This is a genomic window from Micromonospora sp. WMMD1219, from assembly GCF_049315215.1.
GTDB classification, from domain to species: Bacteria; Actinomycetota; Actinomycetes; order Mycobacteriales; family Micromonosporaceae; genus Micromonospora; species Micromonospora tulbaghiae.
Map to the genome: position 1 here is coordinate 75790 of NZ_CP186057.1, position 17004 is coordinate 92793.

Annotated in this window: 18 protein-coding genes; 3 read left to right on the forward strand and 15 right to left on the reverse strand. The window is 73.4% G+C overall.

Annotated features, from left to right (window positions below):
* Nucleotides 1–72: 72 nt before the first annotated feature.
* From ACN27C_RS00360 to ACN27C_RS00380, 5 genes are all read right to left on the reverse strand, one after another.
* The gene (locus ACN27C_RS00360) at nt 73–666 is read right to left on the reverse strand and encodes a TetR/AcrR family transcriptional regulator (RefSeq protein ID WP_120571140.1); all 594 of its coding nucleotides are present in this window, start codon (nt 664–666) and stop codon (nt 73–75) included.
* Between the two features lie 10 nt (nt 667–676).
* Nucleotides 677–2827: a YhgE/Pip family protein gene (locus ACN27C_RS00365; RefSeq protein WP_422750152.1), complete on the reverse strand. Its 2151-nt coding sequence runs from the start codon at nt 2825–2827 to the stop codon at nt 677–679.
* Entirely contained in the window at nt 2824–3561 is a 738-nt protein-coding gene (locus tag ACN27C_RS00370) for an ATP-binding cassette domain-containing protein (protein ID WP_422750154.1), read from the reverse strand. The genes ACN27C_RS00365 and ACN27C_RS00370 overlap by 4 nt, the downstream gene beginning before the upstream one ends.
* A 93-nt stretch (nt 3562–3654) precedes the next feature.
* Entirely contained in the window at nt 3655–4494 is an 840-nt protein-coding gene (locus ACN27C_RS00375; RefSeq protein ID WP_422750156.1) for a GNAT family N-acetyltransferase, read from the reverse strand.
* Between the two features lie 64 nt (nt 4495–4558).
* Nucleotides 4559–5785, reverse strand: a complete 1227-nt coding sequence (locus ACN27C_RS00380; protein WP_422750158.1) for an MFS transporter — start codon at nt 5783–5785, stop codon at nt 4559–4561.
* A 119-nt stretch (nt 5786–5904) separates the two neighbouring features.
* Between ACN27C_RS00380 and ACN27C_RS00385 the strand changes: the two genes are divergently transcribed.
* Nucleotides 5905–6492, forward strand: coding sequence for a PadR family transcriptional regulator (locus tag ACN27C_RS00385; RefSeq protein ID WP_120571145.1), 588 nt, complete (start codon nt 5905–5907; stop codon nt 6490–6492).
* Nucleotides 6493–6607: 115 nt separating this feature from the next.
* Here the strand turns inward: ACN27C_RS00385 and ispG are convergent, their stop codons facing one another.
* From ispG to ACN27C_RS00420, 7 genes are all read right to left on the reverse strand, one after another.
* A complete protein-coding gene (ispG, locus tag ACN27C_RS00390; RefSeq protein ID WP_030504228.1) occupies nt 6608–7783 on the reverse strand; it encodes a flavodoxin-dependent (E)-4-hydroxy-3-methylbut-2-enyl-diphosphate synthase in 1176 nt (391 codons plus the stop codon).
* A 9-nt stretch (nt 7784–7792) separates the two neighbouring features.
* Complete coding sequence (locus ACN27C_RS00395) at nt 7793–9040, reverse strand: M50 family metallopeptidase (RefSeq protein WP_358170231.1); 1248 nt, start codon at nt 9038–9040, stop codon at nt 7793–7795.
* Nucleotides 9037–10251: a 1-deoxy-D-xylulose-5-phosphate reductoisomerase gene (dxr, locus tag ACN27C_RS00400; RefSeq protein WP_357897612.1), complete on the reverse strand. Its 1215-nt coding sequence runs from the start codon at nt 10249–10251 to the stop codon at nt 9037–9039. The genes ACN27C_RS00395 and dxr overlap by 4 nt, the downstream gene beginning before the upstream one ends.
* Nucleotides 10252–10503: 252 nt before the next feature.
* Nucleotides 10504–10713: a hypothetical protein gene (locus ACN27C_RS00405; protein ID WP_422750162.1), complete on the reverse strand. Its 210-nt coding sequence runs from the start codon at nt 10711–10713 to the stop codon at nt 10504–10506.
* Nucleotides 10682–11086 carry a type II toxin-antitoxin system VapC family toxin gene (locus ACN27C_RS00410; protein WP_422750164.1) on the reverse strand — a complete coding sequence of 135 codons (405 nt, stop codon included), beginning with the start codon at nt 11084–11086 and terminating at the stop codon, nt 10682–10684. Before ACN27C_RS00410 ends, ACN27C_RS00405 begins: the two co-directional genes overlap by 32 nt.
* Nucleotides 11083–11280, reverse strand: coding sequence for a hypothetical protein (locus ACN27C_RS00415; RefSeq protein WP_120573923.1), 198 nt, complete (start codon nt 11278–11280; stop codon nt 11083–11085). Before ACN27C_RS00415 ends, ACN27C_RS00410 begins: the two co-directional genes overlap by 4 nt.
* 136 nt (nt 11281–11416) lie before the next feature.
* Nucleotides 11417–11962, reverse strand: coding sequence for a GNAT family N-acetyltransferase (locus tag ACN27C_RS00420; RefSeq protein WP_422750166.1), 546 nt, complete (start codon nt 11960–11962; stop codon nt 11417–11419).
* A 51-nt stretch (nt 11963–12013) separates the two neighbouring features.
* Between ACN27C_RS00420 and ACN27C_RS00425 the strand changes: the two genes are divergently transcribed.
* Complete coding sequence (locus ACN27C_RS00425; protein ID WP_120571151.1) at nt 12014–12856, forward strand: YhjD/YihY/BrkB family envelope integrity protein; 843 nt, start codon at nt 12014–12016, stop codon at nt 12854–12856.
* Nucleotides 12857–12865: 9 nt separating this feature from the next.
* Here ACN27C_RS00425 and ACN27C_RS00430 read toward each other — a convergent pair whose 3' ends face one another.
* Both ACN27C_RS00430 and ACN27C_RS00435 read right to left on the reverse strand, forming a co-directional pair.
* Nucleotides 12866–14035 carry an alkaline phosphatase PhoX gene (locus ACN27C_RS00430; RefSeq protein WP_422750168.1) on the reverse strand — a complete coding sequence of 390 codons (1170 nt, stop codon included), beginning with the start codon at nt 14033–14035 and terminating at the stop codon, nt 12866–12868.
* A gap of 104 nt (nt 14036–14139) precedes the next feature.
* Entirely contained in the window at nt 14140–14559 is a 420-nt protein-coding gene (locus ACN27C_RS00435) for a 50S ribosomal protein L7/L12 (RefSeq protein ID WP_357827380.1), read from the reverse strand.
* Nucleotides 14560–14740: 181 nt separating this feature from the next.
* Between ACN27C_RS00435 and ACN27C_RS00440 the strand changes: the two genes are divergently transcribed.
* Nucleotides 14741–16339 carry a phytoene desaturase family protein gene (locus ACN27C_RS00440; protein WP_422751702.1) on the forward strand — a complete coding sequence of 533 codons (1599 nt, stop codon included), beginning with the start codon at nt 14741–14743 and terminating at the stop codon, nt 16337–16339.
* A gap of 4 nt (nt 16340–16343) precedes the next feature.
* On the opposite strand, the gene ACN27C_RS00445 is transcribed toward ACN27C_RS00440, so the two are convergent.
* Nucleotides 16344–16982 (reverse strand): TMEM175 family protein, encoded by a 639-nt coding sequence (locus ACN27C_RS00445; protein ID WP_199733249.1) that lies wholly within the window; start codon nt 16980–16982, stop codon nt 16344–16346.
* Nucleotides 16983–17004 lie beyond the last annotated feature (22 nt).

Here is a 17004-nt window from a genome sequence, read left to right on the forward strand (position 1 = left end):
GGATCGGTGGGGGCGGTGCCCTCAGCCTCACCCTTCCGGCGGTCCGGAATCAACCGAATTACCGACCGCTGGTCAGGTGCGGGCGACCCGCCGGACGATCCCGAGCAGCGACTCCTGCACCTCGTCGATCGGCCGCTCCGGCGAGAAGACCAGCCAGTCCACGGCCACCACGAGCCCGACGCCGAACAGCGCCGAACTGGCGGTACGCACGTCCAGGTCGGCCGGGAGGTCGCCACTGTCCACGCCGGCCTTCACGGTGTCGGCGATCACCGCGATGGCCTCGCCGCGCAGCAGCCGCAGTGTCTGCTGCCACTCCCGGTTGGTCCGCCACATCTCCGAGAGCAGGAGCTGGGCGAAGGCGCGGTAGCGGCGGATGTACTCCAGCTGGGCGCGGACCAGCGCGCCGAGCGCCTCCAGCGGCGGCAGCCCGTCGACGGCGGCCCGGAACTCGGCGGTGAGCAGGCCGATGCCGTGCCGCAGCAGCTCCTCGAACAGGACGGTCTTGGACTCGAAGTTGTAGTAGACGGTCCCCTTCGCCACGCCGGCCCGGGCCGCGATGTCGTCCACGGTGGTGGCCGAGAAGCCCTGCTCGGCGATGAGGTCCACCGCCGCCACGAAGAGGCGCTGGCGGGTGTCCTCGCGCCGGCGTGTCCGTCCGTCCGTCACCGGCTCATCCTCACATGGCCAGTTCGGGGTGCAGCTTGGCCGGGGTCAGCCGCCGGGAGCGGCGGGCCGCGCCGACGGTCAGCGCCATGGCGCCCAGCCCGAACGCGAGCAGCACCAGCGCGCCGGTGACCACGGGTGCGGTCGTACCGCCGTTGATGGTGTGCCGCAGGCCGTCCACCACGTACGTCATCGGCAGCCAGGGGTGGATCGCCTGGAAGAAGCCGGGTGAGGTCTGCACCGGGTAGGTGCCGCCGGACGAGGTGAGCTGGAGCATCAGCAGCGCCAGCGCGGCCAGCCGCCCGGCCGGGCCGAGCGCCACACCGAGCAGTTGCATGATCGCGGTGAACGCCAGCGAGGTGAGGGCGAGCAGCCCGAACGTGGCCGGGCCGTGCCTCGGGTCGAGCCCGAGGCCGAGCGTCACCACCGTGTAGAGCACAGTGACCTGGGCCAGGCCGATCCCGGCGGCGGGGAGCCACCCGGCGAGCACGACCCGCCAGCCGGGCGCGCCGGACATGACGTGCCGCCGGTTGACCGGCCGCAACAGCATGTACGTGATCATCGCGCCGACCCAGAGCGCCAGGGACAGGAAGTACGGGGCGAAGCCCACGCCGTACGAGCCGGCCGGGTTCTGCGAGTCGCGGATCAGGCCGACCGGGTCACCGAGCACGCCGGCGCGAGTGGCCGCGTCGTCGTACCCCGGTAGTTTCCGCTCCCCGGCGGCGAGCCCGTCGGCGAGGTCGCCGGCGCCGCCCTCCAGCCGGGTCAGCCCGTCGACCAGGCGGTTGCTGCCGCTGCCGAGCTGGGCCAGGCCGCCGTCGAGCTGGCGGGCGCCGGTGGCGAGCCGGTAGAGGCCGCCGCGCAGCTCGTTCGCGCCGGTCGACGCGTCGCCCAGCCCGTCGCGGAGCTTGGCGCTGCCCTGGGCCAGCGTGGTGAGCCCGCCGGCCAGCTCGTTGACCTTCGCGCGGGCGGAGGCGACGTCGTCGGCCAGGTGCGGCGCGGCGGCGGCGACCTCGCGGGCGGTCTTCGCCACGTCGGTCATCTGCTTGCGCAGCGTGGCCATGTCGGTCTTGTCCAGCGCGGCCACCACGGACCGGGCCTGTGTGACGGCCCGGTCGGCGGCCTTGCGGGCGGCGGCGAATCCGGGATCGTCCGCCAGTTCGGGGTGTTCCTTCGCGACCGCGTCGAGCCGGTCGCGGACCTCCTCGGCGCTCGCGACCACCTCGGCGGCCTTACCCGGCAGCGCGTCCAGCCCGGCGGCGAGCTGCTGCGCGCCGTCGGCGACGAGCGTGGCCGCCTTCTCGATCTTGTCGGCGTTGCGGCGCAGCACCGGCTCGTACCTGTCGGCGGCGGCGTTCACGGTGGCCGCCGCGGCCTTGGTCTCGGTGGCGGCGCGCCCGGCGCCGTCGGCGAGCTGGGCGGCGCCGGTGCGCAGCTGGTCGAGGCCCTTGGCGAGCTTGTCCGCGCCCTGGACCGACTGGTTGAGTCCACCGGCGAGTTGCCCGGCGCCGTCCCCGGCGTCACCGAGCCCGTCGGCGAGCTGGTCGGCGCCCCGCTGGGAGCTGCCGAGCCCGTCGGCGATCTTTCCGGCGCCGTCGGCGGCGCGGCCGGTCTCGGCCTTGGCGTCGGTGAAGCCGATCAGCATCCTGTCGAAGTACGTGGCGGCGGTGCTCTGCGCGGCGGCGGCCCGGATCTCGCTGAACGCCGACCGGGCGAGCAGGCCGGAAAGGTAGTTGGTGGCGTCGTCGTTGACGACCTTCAGTTCGCCCTGCCGGGCCGGGCGGTCCGGTTCCGGGCCGGCGGCGAGCGTGGCGGAGAAGTCCTGCGGGATGGAGAAGACCAGGTGGTAGCGCCCGTCGCGCAGCCCGTTGGTGGCGTCGGCCTGGTCGGTCACGGTCCAGCCGAACACCCGCCGGTCGAGCAGCTTCTCGGTCAGGTCGCGGCCGGCGTGCACCTCGCTGCCGTCACCGGCGGTGGCCGGGCGGTCGGCGTTGACCAGGGCGACCGGGATCCGGTCCATCTTCCCGTAGGGATCCCAGAACGCGTACAGGTAGAGCGCGCCGTAGAGCAGCGGGACGATGGTGAGCACCGCGAGCGCGGCGCGTGGCAGCCGGCCCCGGGTCATCCGGCGCAGCTCGAACAGGGCCAGTCGCAGGACGCTCATGCGGGCACCTCGGCGGGCTCGTCGGGAACGGTCAGGGCGGACGCGGGCTCGTCGGGAACGGTCAGGGCGGGGACGGGCAGGGCCGGGTCGCCGATGCGGTGCACGGTGGCGGCGACTCCGGGTTCGACGGCGCGGGCGCTGGCGACGACCGCGTACCCCTGGTCGGCGAGGCGTTCCAGCGCGCCCCACATCCACGCCCGCTCGGGGCGGTCGGCGCCGGCGTCCACGTCGTCGGCGACGATCAGGCTGGGGCCGGCGAGGCTGGCCAGCACGAGCCCGAGCACCTGGCGCTCGACCGGGGTGAGGTCGCGGCCGTACCGGTCGGGGTCGAGCGGCGCGTCGGTGAGTCCGGCGCCGGCGATGGCGGCGGCGTAGGCGTCGCGGCGGTAGGCGCGGCGGACCCGTACCGCGGCGACCGGAACCAGCCGGCGCCGGCGGCGCGGCACCGGGCCGAGCAGCAGCAGGCGTTCGGTGATGTGCTCGGCGACGGTGAGCGTCGGGTCGGGTTCGTGCACGCCCGCCACCTGGCCGAGCGCGGCCGGGCCGCGGCGGCGCAGCTCGCCGTGGTTGTGCGGGAAGCACCCGGCCAGCGCCAGCAGCAGCGAGGTGCGCCCGCTGCCGGGCGGGCCGGTGACGGCGTGCAGCTCACCGCTCGCGGCGGTGAGGTCGACGTCGCGGTAGACCCAGCCGCGGCGGGTGCGCAGCCCCAGGCCCCTGGCCTCGACGATGTTCATCCCGACCCCGAATTCCGAACTGACTAGTCAGTATAAAAACATGCCCAGCATAGCGTCGGGTGTCCGGTTCGGGACGTCCGGCGGGAGTGATCCTCAGAACAGCACTGTGGCGAGCGTGCCGACCGGGCGGAAGCCGCAGCGCTCGTAGACCCGGCGGGCGGGCAGGTTGAAGTCGTTGACGTAGAGGCTCAAAGTGGGCGCGACCCGCTCCAGCGCGTCGCGGACCACGGCGGCCATCGCCGCGGTGGCGATGCCCCGGCCACGCCACTCGGGCGCCACCCAGACGCCCTGCACCTGCGCGGTCCGGCGGGTCACCACTGCGAGCTCGGCCTTGAAGACCACCCGCCCGTCGACGAAGCGGGCGTAGGCGCGGCCGGCGCGCACCAGCTCGGTCACCCGCCGCCGGTAGCCGCGCCCGCCGTCCTCGGCCAGCGGCGACACCCCGACCTCCTCGGTGTACATCGCCACCGCCGCCGGGAACAGCAGGTCGACCTCGCTGCCGCGCACCCGCCGCACGTGCGGGTCGGGCGCCACGGCGGGCAGCGCGTCCGTCGCCAGCAACGGCTGGTTCGGGCGTACGTCCCGGGCCGGGCCCCAGTGCGCGGAGAGGCGGTCCCAGAGCCCGAGCACCGCGTCGGCCCGCCCCACGATCGAGGAACAGAGCCGCTCCTCGGCGCTCAACTGGTCGGCGAACGCGGTCACCGCCGACTCGGACGCGAGCACCGGGGTCAGGTTGCCGCCCAGCCAGCAGATCGACTCCAGGTGCCGGCGGGAGCCGTACCCGAGGATCCGCGCCTCGGCCCGCCACCACGCCAGGCCGCGTGCCGCCACCCGCTCGGCGACCTGCGCGCCGGCGTACGGGTCGAGGTCGAGCAGCCGCTCGACCGCGCGGCGCTCCGACTCCCCGAGTTGGCGTACCGGCACCGTGAGCACGGCTACCAGCCTGCCAGATCCACCCCGGCGTGCGCGGGCCGACCGGGCACCTGCCGCACCGCGCTCAGCCGGCCGGCGCCGGCACCGGCTCGGGCGTGGCCGGACGGGTCCGGGCGGCCCATCGCACCACCGGCGGCACCAGCGCGCCGAGCAGCATGAACACCACGCCGAGCACCAGCCAGCCGGGCACGCCCCAGCCGATCGCGAGCGTGGTCACCACCACCGGGGCGACCATCGAGCCGAGCTGCATGCCCATCCCGTACGCGCCCTGGTACTGCCCGTGCGCGTGCGCCGGGGCCAGGCCGAAGGAGATGCCCCAGCCGGCCGCCGCGTGCCACAGCTCGCCCACGACGTGCACCAGCGCGCCGCCCAGCAGCAGCGGCACCGCCGCCGCGACCGGTACGCCGCCACCGGCCGCGAACAGCGCGCAGGCGACCGCGAGCAGGACACCCGCCCGGCGGGCGGCCCGGCCCGCGCCGGTCAGGTCCTCGGTGCCCCGCGAGGCGCGGACCTGGAACAGGATCACCACCACCGTGTTGACGAGCAGGCAGGCGGAGATGAGCCAGTTCGGCGCCGTGGTGTGCCCGGCGATCCAGAGCGGCAGGGCGATGTTGATCAGCGAGAAGTGCATGGACATGAGCCCGTCCAGCACGGTGAAGGCGAGGAACGGGCGGTCCCGCAGCGCGATCAGCCGTGGCCCGTGCGCCGGGGCGGGCATCGGCGGCACCGGCGGGAGCCGCAGCAGCACCGCCGCCGCCAGCACGTACGTGGCGGCGTCGAGCAGGATCAGCGTGACGTACGCGCCGCGGGTGTCGGCGGCGAGCGCGAACCCGGCCAGGACCGTGCCCACCGAGATGCCGACGTTGGTGACCGCGCGCAGGTAGGCGCGGGTGCGGACCCGCTGGTCGGGCGGGACGGCACCGGCGATCAGCGCGCCCCGGGCGCCACGGGTGCCCGCGTCGGCGACCGCCATCAGCACGCCGACGACCAGGAAGCCGGTGAACGAGCGCACCGCCACCAGGGCGGCCGTGCAACCGGCCGAGGCGAGCAGCGCGGCCATCTGGAGCCCGCGCGGCCCGAGGCGGTCGGCGAGGTAGCCCATCGGCGTGCTCGCCAACAGGCTGACCAGCGCGGTGAGCGTGAGCGCCACGCCGACCTGGGTGACCGACAGCCCGACCGACCGGGTGAGGAACAGCGCGCTGGCGGTGAGCCAGGTGCCCCGCCCGACGGTGTTGACGAGCGTGGAGAGGGCGAGGGTCCGGGACGGGCCCGGTTCGGGAAGCAGGCGCACACCGGCACTCTAGCAAGACGTACGTACGGTTTTCAGCCCCGTTTAGGTGACGTCTTGTCGGCGATGCATTGCCGATATATCGTTGATGCATCAGTGATACACCGACAGAAGGAGAACCGATGGGGTTCCATCGACGTATGCACGCCATGCACGACGAGATGCGCCGCCGTGGCGGCTTCGGCTTCCCGCCCGTACCCCCGGGTCCGCCGCCCTTCTCCCCCGGACCGCACGGTCACGGGCGGGGCCGGGGCGGGCGCGGACGCGGCCGGCGGCCCAACGTGCGCGGCGCCGTGCTGGCCCTGCTCACCGAGCGGCCGATGCACGGCTACGAGATGATCCAGGAGATCGACTCCCGCACCGGCGGGGCCTGGCGGCCCAGCCCCGGCTCGATCTACCCGACGCTGCAACTGCTGGAGGACGAGGGGCTCATCGCGACCGCCCCCGACTCCGAGGGCGGACGCAAGCGGTTCGCGCTGACCGATGCGGGCCAGGCCGAGGCGGCCGGCGCGGCGCAGACCCCGCCCTGGGCGGAGTTCGCCGAGCAGACGGTCAACAGCTGGCACGACATCCGCGACGCCGGCGCCCAGGCCATGCAGGCGCTGCGGCAGGTGATGACCACCGGCACCGACGACCAGCGCGCCCGGGCCGCCCAGGTGCTCGACGAGACCCGGCGCAAGCTCTACGCCATCCTCGCCGAGTCCGAGTGAACGCCCGGCGCGGCAACCCGGCTGCACCCGGTGACACCGTGCATACCGGTCCGCGAAACGCGCGTTCGGCCGTTCCCGAGGTCGGGGACGGCCGCACGGCGACGCGGGGAACAGATCAGTGCACGGTGACGGTGGCGCCACCCGGCACCAGGTCGCGCAGCTCCTCGGGGATCTCGGCGCCCATCTCGTCGGCGATGCGCAGCGCCTCCTCGATCAGCGTCTCCACGATCTGCGCCTCCGGCACTGTCTTGACGACCTTGCCCTTGACGAAGATCTGGCCCTTGCCGTTGCCGGAGGCCACACCCAGGTCGGCCTCGCGGGCCTCACCCGGGCCGTTCACCACGCAGCCCATGACCGCGACGCGCAGCGGCACCGGCAGGCCCTCCAGACCGGCGGTGACCTCCTCGGCCAGCTTGTAGACGTCGACCTGCGCCCGGCCGCAGGACGGGCAGGAGACGATCTCCAGGCCACGCTCGCGCAGGCCCAGCGACTCCAGGATCGCGGCGCCGACCTTGATCTCCTCGACCGGCGGGGCGGACAGCGAGACCCGGATGGTGTCGCCGATCCCCTCGGCCAGCAGCGCGCCGAACGCCACCGCCGACTTGATCGTGCCCTGGAACGCCGGGCCCGCCTCGGTGACACCCAGGTGCAGCGGGTAGTCGCACTTCTCGGCCAGCAGCCGGTACGCGCGGATCATCACCACCGGGTCGTTGTGCTTGACCGAGATCTTGATGTCCCGGAAGCCGTGCTCCTCGAACAGCGAGCACTCCCACAGCGCCGACTCCACCAGCGCCTCGGCGGTGGCCTTGCCGTACTTGGCCAGCAGGCGCTTGTCCAGCGAGCCCGCGTTGACGCCGATCCGGATCGGCACGCCCGCGTCGCCGGCGGCCCGCGCGATCTCCTTGACCTTGTCGTCGAACTGCCGGATGTTGCCCGGGTTCACCCGCACCGCGGCGCAGCCGGCGTCGATCGCCGCGAAGACGTACTTCGGCTGGAAGTGGATGTCCGCGATCACCGGGATCTGCGACTTCTTGGCGATCGCGGGCAGCGCCTCCACGTCGTCCTGCGACGGCACGGCGACCCGGACGATCTGGCAGCCGGACGCGGTCAGCTCGGCGATCTGCTGGAGCGTGGCGTTGACGTCGGCGGTGAGGGTGGTGGTCATGGACTGCACCGAGACCGGCGCGCCCCCACCGACCGGCACCGAACCGACCATGATCTGGCGGCTGGCCCGGCGCGGGGCCAGCGGCGGCGGCGGTACGGGGGGCATACCGAGACTGACAGCGGTCACTTCAGGCACTCACCTTGAGAAGAGCGTGATGGGGTTGATGACATCAGCGGTGACTGTCAGCAGCGTGAACGCGCCACCGATCAGGATCACCGCGTACGTGACGGGCATGAGTTTGAGGTAGTCGACGCGGCCGGGATCGGCGCGGCCGATGCGCGCGTAGAGCCAGGAGCGCGCCCGTTCGAACCAGGCGATGGCGATGTGGCCGCCGTCCAGCGGGAGCAGCGGCAGCAGGTTGAACACGCCGATGAAGAAGTTCAGCGACACGAACAGCATGAAGAACACCAGCCAGGCGTTGTTCTCCACGGCCTCGCCGCCGAGCCGGCTGGCGCCGACCACGCTGATCGGGGTGTCCACGTCGCGCTCGCCGCCGGTGATCGCGTTCCACAGCGCGGGCACCTTCTGCGGGATGCGCTGCATGGCGTGCGCGGTCTGCACGGCCATGGTGCCGGTGAAGTCGGCGGTGGCGCCGAACGCGGCGACCGGACCGTACTCGACCCGGGTCGGGGTGCTGGGCGAGAGCGCCACGCCGAGCGCGGAGACCGCCGAGGTGGCGCCCTTCGGGTCGTCCAGCGGCGGACGCTGCACCGAGGCCAGGTCGACCCGCGCCTCGTCCGGCTTGCCGTCGCGCACGAAGGCGACGGTGGCCGTGCCGGGCGGGGTGGCGCGGACCACGTCGAGCATGTCGCCCCAGGTCGAGACCGGCTTGCCGTTCACCGCGGTGATCCGGTCGCCGTCCTTGAGCTGGGCCTTCTCGGCCGGGCTGGCCGGGTCGCCGGACTCGCAGGCGCGGGCCGCGTTCTCCACCACCACGCACGGCGCGATGGCGATCACCGCCGGCTCGGCCCGGAAGCCGGCCTCGGTGCTGGGGAACTTCGGGTTCGGCAGCCCCACCGACACCGCGATGATCCAGAGCGCGATCAGGGCCAGGGCGAAGTGGGTGATCGAACCCGCGGACATCACGATCGTCCGCTTCCACACCGGGTAGCGCCACATCGCGCGCTTCTCGTCCCCCGGCTCGACGTCGTCGTCCTGCGGGGTCATGCCGACGATCTTGCAGAAGCCGCCGAGCGGGATGCCCTTGATGCCGTACTCGGTCTCGCCCCGCTTGAACGACCACAGCGTCGGGCCGAAGCCGACGAAGTAGCGCGTGACCTTCATCCCGAACGCCTTGGCGGTCAGCATGTGCCCCGCCTCGTGCAGGCTCACCGAGATGAGGATCGCCAGGGCGAACAGCACCACCCCGAGCAGATAGCTCATCGAGCTCCTTCCACCGACCCGACGATGATCTCCTGGGCGTGCGCCCGTGCCCACGACTCGGCGGCGAGCACGTCCTCGACGGTACCTGGTTCGTCGAAATCGGGAGCGTCCTCCAGCACCCGCTGGAGGGTGTCGACGATGCCGAGGAACGGCAGCCGGCCCGCGACGAACGCGGCCACGCACTCCTCGTTCGCCGCGTTGTAGATCGCCGGGCGGCAGCGCCCGGCCTCGCCCGCCGCCTTGGCCAGCGCGACCGCCGGGAACGCGGCGTCGTCGAGCGGGAAGAACTCCCAGGTGTGGGCCTTGGTCCAGTCGACAGCCGCGGCGGCGCCGGGCACGCGGTCCGGCCAGCCGATGCCCAGCGCGATGGGCAGCCGCATGTCCGGCGGGCTGGCCTGGGCGAGCGTGGAACCGTCGGTGAACTCGACCATCGAGTGGATCACCGACTGCGGGTGGACCATCACCTCGATGTCGGCGTACGGCACGTCGAACAGCTCGTGCGCCTCGATCACCTCCAGCGCCTTGTTGACCATCGTGGCGGAGTTGATCGTGACGACCGGGCCCATGTTCCAGGTGGGGTGCGCCAGCGCCTGCTCCGGCGTGACGGCGGTCAGCTCGTCGCGCCGCCGCCCCCGGAACGGGCCGCCGCTGGCGGTGACCACCAGCCGCCGCACCTCGCCCCGGGCGCCGCCGCGCAGGCACTGCGCCAGCGCCGAGTGCTCGGAGTCGACCGGAACGATCTGCCCCGGTCGGGAGACGGCGGCCTTGACCAGCGGGCCGCCGGCCACCAGGGACTCCTTGTTGGCGAGCGCGAGGGTACGCCCGGCGTGCAGCGCGGCCAGCGTCGGCGGCAGGCCCAGCGAGCCGACGACGCCGTTGAGCACCACATCGCACGGCCACTGCGCCAGCTCGGTCATCGCGTCCGGCCCGGCCACGATCTTGGGCAGCTTGAAGTCACCGCTGGCCCAGCCGCGCTTGCTCGCCTCGGCGTAGAACGCGAGCTGGAGATCCTGCGCGGCGGACGCGCGGGCCACACCGACCGCGTCCACGCCCAGCTCCAGCGCCTGCGCGGCGAGCAACTCCACGTTGCCGCCACCCGCGCCGAGGGCCACCACCCGGAAGCGGTCCGGGTTGCGCTTGACGATGTCGATGGCCTGGGTGCCGATCGAGCCGGTCGAACCGAGCAGTACGAGATCTCGGGGAGTGGTCACCGGACCATTGTTCCCCAGCGCCTCACCCCGGTTCGTCCCGGAGTGCCCGGCGACATGATCGACTCCACTTCGCCGAGGTGGCGGCATCAGGGTTGCCGCGATGCCACCACTTCGGCGATCCGGTGTCGATCACGCCTGCGGCGCCTCCTCATCGAGCAGGTCGGCCGGGTCGACGCTGAACTCGAACGGCTGCCGCATCACGAACGTCGTACCGGCGGCCGCGGCGGCCGGCGGCCCGCGCCGCCCTCCCGATCAGGTACGCGAGATGGCGATGCGCCGTACGCCGGTGCCCGGCGTGACGATCACGCAGCCGCTCAGCACCTCGATTCTCGGGCCGTTGTTCTGCGGCAACAGGTCGAGTGCCGCCGCGGCCGTCCAGGGCTGATCCCGGCGGCCGAGCAGATCCAGCGACCCGCCGGACGGGTCGCGGTCAGGCCAGGTCGAGGAGCTTGAGATCGTCATGGTCGGCGAAGTCCGCGTAGTCCTTGCCGTTGAAGGTCGCGAGCGGAAGCCGGTGAACCAGGCAGCATGCGGCGATCCACGAGTCGTTGACCGGCCGCGGCCGTCCACGAAGCTGGGCCGCGGCCTGAATTCGACCCCAACGCACCGCGACGGCCTCGTCGAGGGGCAGCAGGACCAGGTTCCGGCGCCAGCGCGCGAGGTCAGCCAGCTTGCGCGGACCCCAACTGCGGACCACGGTCCACTTGGTCAGCTCTCCCAACGTCACGAAGGTGATGGCGAGGGTCGATCCGGTCAGCCGCGCTCTCAACCGCTCGTCCACCCGGCCTCGCAGGATCGCCGATGCCACGTCGGTGTCCAGGACGATGATGCTCAAGCCAGTCCCTCGCGCCGCGAGGCGTACAGGTCGGCGAGGAAGCGGTCCAGTTCCTCGTCCGATTCGATCAGGTCCGGACGGGCAAGGTCGTCGAGACTGGTGACCGGCTCGACGCCCTGGCGCCGTGCGAGTTCGTCGGCCGGCACGTGAACCGTGCCCGGCCAGTCCGGGTTGCGCTCGGCGTCGGTCGACATGGGGGCGCTCACCTTCTCCACCTCACTGGATGCCTCATCCTCTCACCTGGCGACGCTGAAACCTGCCGATCGCGCCGGGGCTCGCACGTTCCTCGGGCCGCCGGTCGCACCCGCTGTGCGTCCCGACCCTGAACGGTCAGGCGGGGCGCTCCAGGACGAAGGTCTCCAGTTCGACCCCGCCGTACCAGTCGGTGCGCACGCCTGCGTGCGTCATGCCGAGGCGCCGGGCCACCGCCATCGACGGGTCGTTCCCGGCCATCACCACCGCGTACACCCTCGGGGTGCCGGTGGCGAACTCGCGTTCCAGCACCGCGCGGGCCGCCTCGGTGGCGTAGCCGTTGCCCTGGGCGTCGGGGTGCAGGTGCCAGCCGACCTCGATGTCGTCGGTCAGGGTGACGCCGTCGCGGCCGGGTAGCGGCTTGAGCAGGATGCTCCCCGCCACCGGTCCGCCGTCGCGCGGCTCGATCGCCCACAGGCCCCAGCGGCCGTCGTACGGACCCCAGCGCTCCCGCCACATCCGGACCCGTTCACGCGCCTCGGACGGGTCGGTCATCCGCCCCTTGCCGCCGCCCAGCCAGCGCATCACCTCGTCCCGGGAGTAGATGTCGTAGACCCGGGCCAGGTCGTCGGGCGACTCGGTCCAGTCCCGCAGCACCAGCCGGTCGGTCGTGGCGATCGTCATGCCGCCGGATCGTAATGCGTGGCGCGGGGTCGTACGGGGAACGAGAGGGCGATGGGCGACGGGTGGGAGCGGACGAAGCGGATCACGGCTGCGGCGTTCCGGCCGGTCCGCGGCCGCGACCTGTCGCTGCACGCCGCCGCGATCACCTTCTACGGCGCGATCGCCGTGGTGCCGGTGGCGCTGCTGGCGATCTGGCTGACCGGGCTGCTCGCCGGGGCGGACCGGGTGCGGCGGCTGACCGGGTACGCCATCGACACGCTGCCCACCGAGATCGGCGCGCACCGGGCGGCGGCCGCGCTGGTCGAGGCCGGGCTGGGACTGACCCCGCTGCTGGCGCTGGCCTCGCTGCTGCCGGCCTCGCTCTACGGCGAAGGTCTGCGCCGCGCCTTCGTCTCGGTGGCCGAGCCGCGCGCCGAGTCCGGTGCGCTGGTCGGCTGGCGGGGCCGTCTGCTGCTGCTCCCGCTGCTCGCGCCGGCCCCGGCGCTGCTGCTGTCGATCCTGCTCGGGCTGCCGATGACCACCCGTCTGGTACGCCAGGGCGGCTGGGTCGGCGCGCTCGGCGTGGTGCTGTCGTTCCTGGCGGTGTGGCTGGTGCTCACGCCGGTGCTGATCTGGGTGTTCCGGGTGGTCGGCCCGGCCTCGCCGGACTGGCTCGCCACAGTCGTCCTGGGCTCGTTCACGGCGGCGAACCTGTCCGGCTTCGTGCACGGCTTCGTACTGTTCTGCTCGCTGCCGCTGGACCTGGGCGTGCCGTTCGGCGGGTTCGACGAGATCGGCGGCGGCGTGGCGGTGCTGCTCTGGCTCTATCTGTTCCACGTGATCGTGCTGTCCGGCTACTCGGCCACGCTGGCGGCGAGCCGGTGGCGGGCCACCCGGGAGGCGGCCCGCGCCTGACGGCTGCGGTCAGCGCCGGAACGGGCCGCGCACCTCGTACGTGATGCCGCCGGTGCCGGCCCGGGCGCCGCTGGTGCCGCGCTGCGAGGAGAAGTAGAGCCGGCTGCCGTCCGGCGAGAACGCAGGCCCGGTGATCTCCGACTCGGACTGCCCGAGCAGCCGCAGGAACGGCGTCACCACACCGGCCGGTGTGATCACGTTGATCTCCATGTCGCCGCCGTCCTCGGCCACGTAGAGGTCACCGCCGGCGGTGCCGGTGATGTTGTCGACGCCGGTCAGCGGCGCGGCCCCGGCCGGCACCAGCGAGTCGTCGTACGCGAGGTCGAGCCGCTGGTTCACCGCGTCGTACGCCCACACCCGGTTGTCGCCCTTGGTGGTGAACCAGCAGGTGTCGTCGGCGTACCAGCAGCCCTCGCCGCCGTCGAACGTCTGCGCCGCGGCCACCTGGTAGCGGGTGGGCACCGGGAACCCGTCGCGGTCCGGCAGGTCCCGCCAGGTCACCGGCCCGGTCACCTGGCCGTCCGGGGCGCAGAGCACCTGCACCCGGCCGGTGCGCAGGTCGCCCCAGGTGTCCGGGACGAACCGGTAGAAGCAGCCGTCCCCCTCGTCCTCGGTCAGGTAGACCACCCGCCGCACCGGGTCGCAGGCCGCCGCCTCGTGCTTGAAGCGGCCCATCCGGGTCCGCTCCTCGCCGGCCCGGCCACCGGCCGGCCAGGTCTCGAAGACCCGGCCCAGCGGCACCTCCTCGCAGGACAGCCACGTCCCCCACGGGGTCGGCCCGCCCGCGCAGTTGACGTTCGTGCCACCGAGGATCCGGTACGCGGCGGCGATCGCGCCGTCGGCGGCGAACCGCACCGCCGAGGCGCCGCCGACGAGCGGCACCTCCGAGTTGGAGACGTAGATCCAGCCGTCGCCGGCCGGGAAGCAGGCGCCGCCGTCGGGCGCCGGGTGCCAGGTGTACGAGGTGCCCGCGACCCGCTGACCGGAACGCGCGATCACCCGGCTGGTGAAGCCGGCCGGCAACTGGAGGCTGTTGGCGTCGGCGGCCAGCAGGTCGCCGTACGGGCCGGGGCCGGGCTGGGCGGGCTGGGCCGGAGCGGCCGCGGCGGCCCAGAGACCACCGGCGAGAGCGGCGGCGCCACCGGCGGCTGTGGCGCGCAGGACGGTACGACGATCCATCGGGGATTACCTCCCGGGGGCGGTGGGTGTCCCGTCGACGGTAGGACGGAAAAGCATCGACAACTGCCACTATAGGGTGAACGCGGGGTGACGGCCGTCCGGCGTCAGAGGCCTTCGACGTACCGCTTCGCGTCGGCGAGCGACATGTGCGTGTGCTCCCGCACCACCTTGATCGCCTGGATCTTCTTGCCCCGGTAGAGCAGCCGTGCGGCCTCGGCCCGCACCGCGTCGTCGACGCCCTTTCCCGGTGCCGGCGGGCCGGGCGACCAGGTTCCGCCGGACACCAGCACGTCCACCGCCCGCTTCGCGTCCAGCAGCGACAGCCCGGTCTGCTCGCGCAGCACCTTGACCGCCTCGACCGTACGCCCCGCGCGGGCCAGCCGGAGCACCTCGGCCTGCCCGTCGCCCGCCGGGCGGTCCGGGGCGACCAGATCCCGGGGACGGCCGCGCCGCAACGCGAGCAGGAGCAGGAACACCACCACGACGAGCGCCACCGCGAGCGCGATCTGGACAGCCGGGGACATGCCCGGAACGGTAGCGCCCCGGCGCGAACCCTCCCTTCGTGGCCCTGCCGCCGCTACGCTCCGCGGCATGAGCGAACGCACCGAGCGGAGCGAGGGCCGTGAGCGCATGCCCAACCAGCACCCCATGAGCGAACGCACCGAGCGGAGCGAGGGCCGTGAGCGCATGCCCAACCGGCACCCCATGAGCGACGCGAGTGAGCTGCCGTCCCGCGCCGACGTCGTCGTGGTCGGCGCCGGGCACAACGGCTTGGTCTCGGCGATCCTGCTGGCCCGCGCCGGCCTGGACGTCCTCGTGCTGGAGGCATCAGCGGTGATCGGCGGGGCGACCCGCACCGAGAACCCGTTCCCGAAGGTGCCGGGGCTGCGTCACTCCACCGGGTCGTACCTGCTCGGGCTGATGCCGCCGGAACTGCTGGCCACGCTCGACGTGACCATCCCGGTGCTGCGCCGCGACCCGCACTACTTCCTGCCCACGCCGGGCGGGCTCGGCTCGCCGTACCTGCTGGCCGGCAGCGACGTGCCGGCCGGCCGGCGGCAGCTCGCGGAGATGTTCTCCCCCGCCGACGTCGCCGCCGACGACGCGCTCCACGCCGAGCTGGCCCGGTTGCGGGAGGATCTCGCCCCGGCGTGGCTGGCCGAGCCGCTGCCGGTCGAGGAGACCGCCGAGCGTTACGTCCGGCCCGCGCTGCGACAGGTCTTCGTCGACCTGGTCCGCGGCTCGGTGGCCGACCACCTGGCCCGCTTCGACTTCCGCTCCGAGCTGCTGGTCAGCATGTACGCGGTCACCGACGGCCTGTCCGGGCTGAACGCCGGCCCGGACGACCCCGGCACCGGGCACAACTTCCTGGTGCACAACATGTGCCGGCTGCCCGGCGCGGACGGCACCTGGATGATCACCCGGGGCGGGATGGGCACCGTATCGCGCACGTTCGCCGAGGCCGCCGTGCGGGCCGGGGCGCGGATCGTCGCCGACGCGCCGGTCACCGCCATCCGGCTGACCGGGGGAGCCGCCGCCGGGGTGACGCTCGCCGACGGCCGGGAGGTCGACGCCTCCGTGGTGCTCGGCGCCTGTGACCCGTACCGGCTGATGGAGCTGCTGCCCGACGGCGCGCTCCCGGCGGAGCTGGGCGCGCGGATGGCGGCGGTCCGCCGCACCGGCACCACGCTCAAGCTCAACCTGGCGCTGACCGGGCTGCCGCGCTTCTCCTGCCTGCCGGACGACGCGCCGAGCCCGTTCGGCTCGACCATCCACCTGCTGCCCGGCTCGGCCTCGCTCGTCGGCGACGGCGGGGAGTCACCCATGACGGCGCTGCGCGGCATGTGGGCGGACGTGCGGGCCGGACGGCTGCCGGACGAGCCGACGATCGAGTGGTACCTGCACACCACAGTCGACCCGTCGCTGTCCGACGACGCGGGGCACCACTCGTCGGCGTTGTTCGTGCAGTCGGTCCCCTACGAGCCGGCCGGCACCACCTGGGACGCGGCGCTGCCCGGGTACGTGCAGCGGCTGCTCGGGATCTGCGAGCGGTACGCCCCGGGCGCCGCCGACCTGGTCGCGGACGCGGTGCCGCTGCCGCCGCCCGGCATCGAGGCGCACTTCGGCATCACCGGCGGGCACATCCACCACGTCGACAACACGGTGTCGTTCACCGACCGGATGCCGTACGCGACGGGTGTGGACGGCGTGTACGCGGGCAGCGCCGGCTGCCATCCGGCGGGCAGCGTGATCGGCGCGGCCGGGCACAACGCGGCCCGGCGCATCCTCGCCGACCTGGGCTGAGTCCTCACGGCGTGTCGGGCGCCTCCTGGCCGGCCGGCGGGAGGTCGCCCGGCCCGCGCACCAGGTAGACGCCGACCAGCAGCAGGTACGCCAGCAGGCTCAGCACCGGGTCGACGAACACGATCGCGAACGCGACCAGGTAGAGCAGCGGACCGAGGCGGAACCGGCGGGCCACCGCCCGCGCCAGCCTCGGGTCGAGGCCCGGTTGCAGCAGCCCCCGGCGGCGCGCCCACCACCAGCTCAGGTTGAAGAACAGCGCCTCACCGAGCACCACGCCCGCGTACAGCGCGGCGGTCAGCCGCTGGTCGTCGACGGTGCCGCGCAGGTTGTCCGCGAGCAGGTCGGCGGTGAACGGGATCGCCGCCACGAACATCAGCAGCAGCAGGTTAAGCACCAGCAGCATCTGGTCGACCCGGCGGACGTACCGCCACATGTTGTGGTGGGTCAGCCAGACCTGGCCGACGATGGCGAACGTGATCACGTACGCCAGGTAGGCGCGCCACTCGTGCAGCAGCGCGGCCGGCAGCCCGTCGTCCTGCGGCGTGTCCGGGTCGAACGACAGCAGCTCGACGGCCATCAGGGTGAGCACGATGGCGATCACCGCGTCGCTGAACGCCTCCACCCGGGAGGCGTCGCGCGCCATCTCGTTGCCGCGCCCGAACCGG

Excerpts from the sequence above, each read along its gene's own strand:
- ACN27C_RS00365 (WP_422750152.1), bottom strand. The coding sequence starts at position 2,827 with ATGAGCGTCCTGCGACTGGCCCTGTTCGAGCTGCGCCGGATGACCCGG.
- ACN27C_RS00395 (WP_358170231.1), bottom strand. The coding sequence starts at position 9,040 with ATGAGCTATCTGCTCGGGGTGGTGCTGTTCGCCCTGGCGATCCTCATC.
- ACN27C_RS00370 (WP_422750154.1), bottom strand. The coding sequence starts at position 3,561 with ATGAACATCGTCGAGGCCAGGGGCCTGGGGCTGCGCACCCGCCGCGGC.
- ACN27C_RS00415 (WP_120573923.1), bottom strand. The coding sequence starts at position 11,280 with ATGTCGACCGACGCCGAGCGCAACCCGGACTGGCCGGGCACGGTTCAC.
- ACN27C_RS00425 (WP_120571151.1), top strand. The coding sequence starts at position 12,014 with ATGGGCGACGGGTGGGAGCGGACGAAGCGGATCACGGCTGCGGCGTTC.
- ACN27C_RS00405 (WP_422750162.1), bottom strand. The coding sequence starts at position 10,713 with ATGACGATCTCAAGCTCCTCGACCTGGCCTGACCGCGACCCGTCCGGC.
- ACN27C_RS00420 (WP_422750166.1), bottom strand. The coding sequence starts at position 11,962 with ATGACGATCGCCACGACCGACCGGCTGGTGCTGCGGGACTGGACCGAG.
- ACN27C_RS00385 (WP_120571145.1), top strand. The coding sequence starts at position 5,905 with ATGGGGTTCCATCGACGTATGCACGCCATGCACGACGAGATGCGCCGC.
- ACN27C_RS00430 (WP_422750168.1), bottom strand. The coding sequence starts at position 14,035 with ATGGATCGTCGTACCGTCCTGCGCGCCACAGCCGCCGGTGGCGCCGCC.
- ACN27C_RS00445 (WP_199733249.1), bottom strand. The coding sequence starts at position 16,982 with ATGGCGCGCGACGCCTCCCGGGTGGAGGCGTTCAGCGACGCGGTGATC.
- ACN27C_RS00440 (WP_422751702.1), top strand. The coding sequence starts at position 14,741 with ATGAGCGACGCGAGTGAGCTGCCGTCCCGCGCCGACGTCGTCGTGGTC.
- ACN27C_RS00435 (WP_357827380.1), bottom strand. The coding sequence starts at position 14,559 with ATGTCCCCGGCTGTCCAGATCGCGCTCGCGGTGGCGCTCGTCGTGGTG.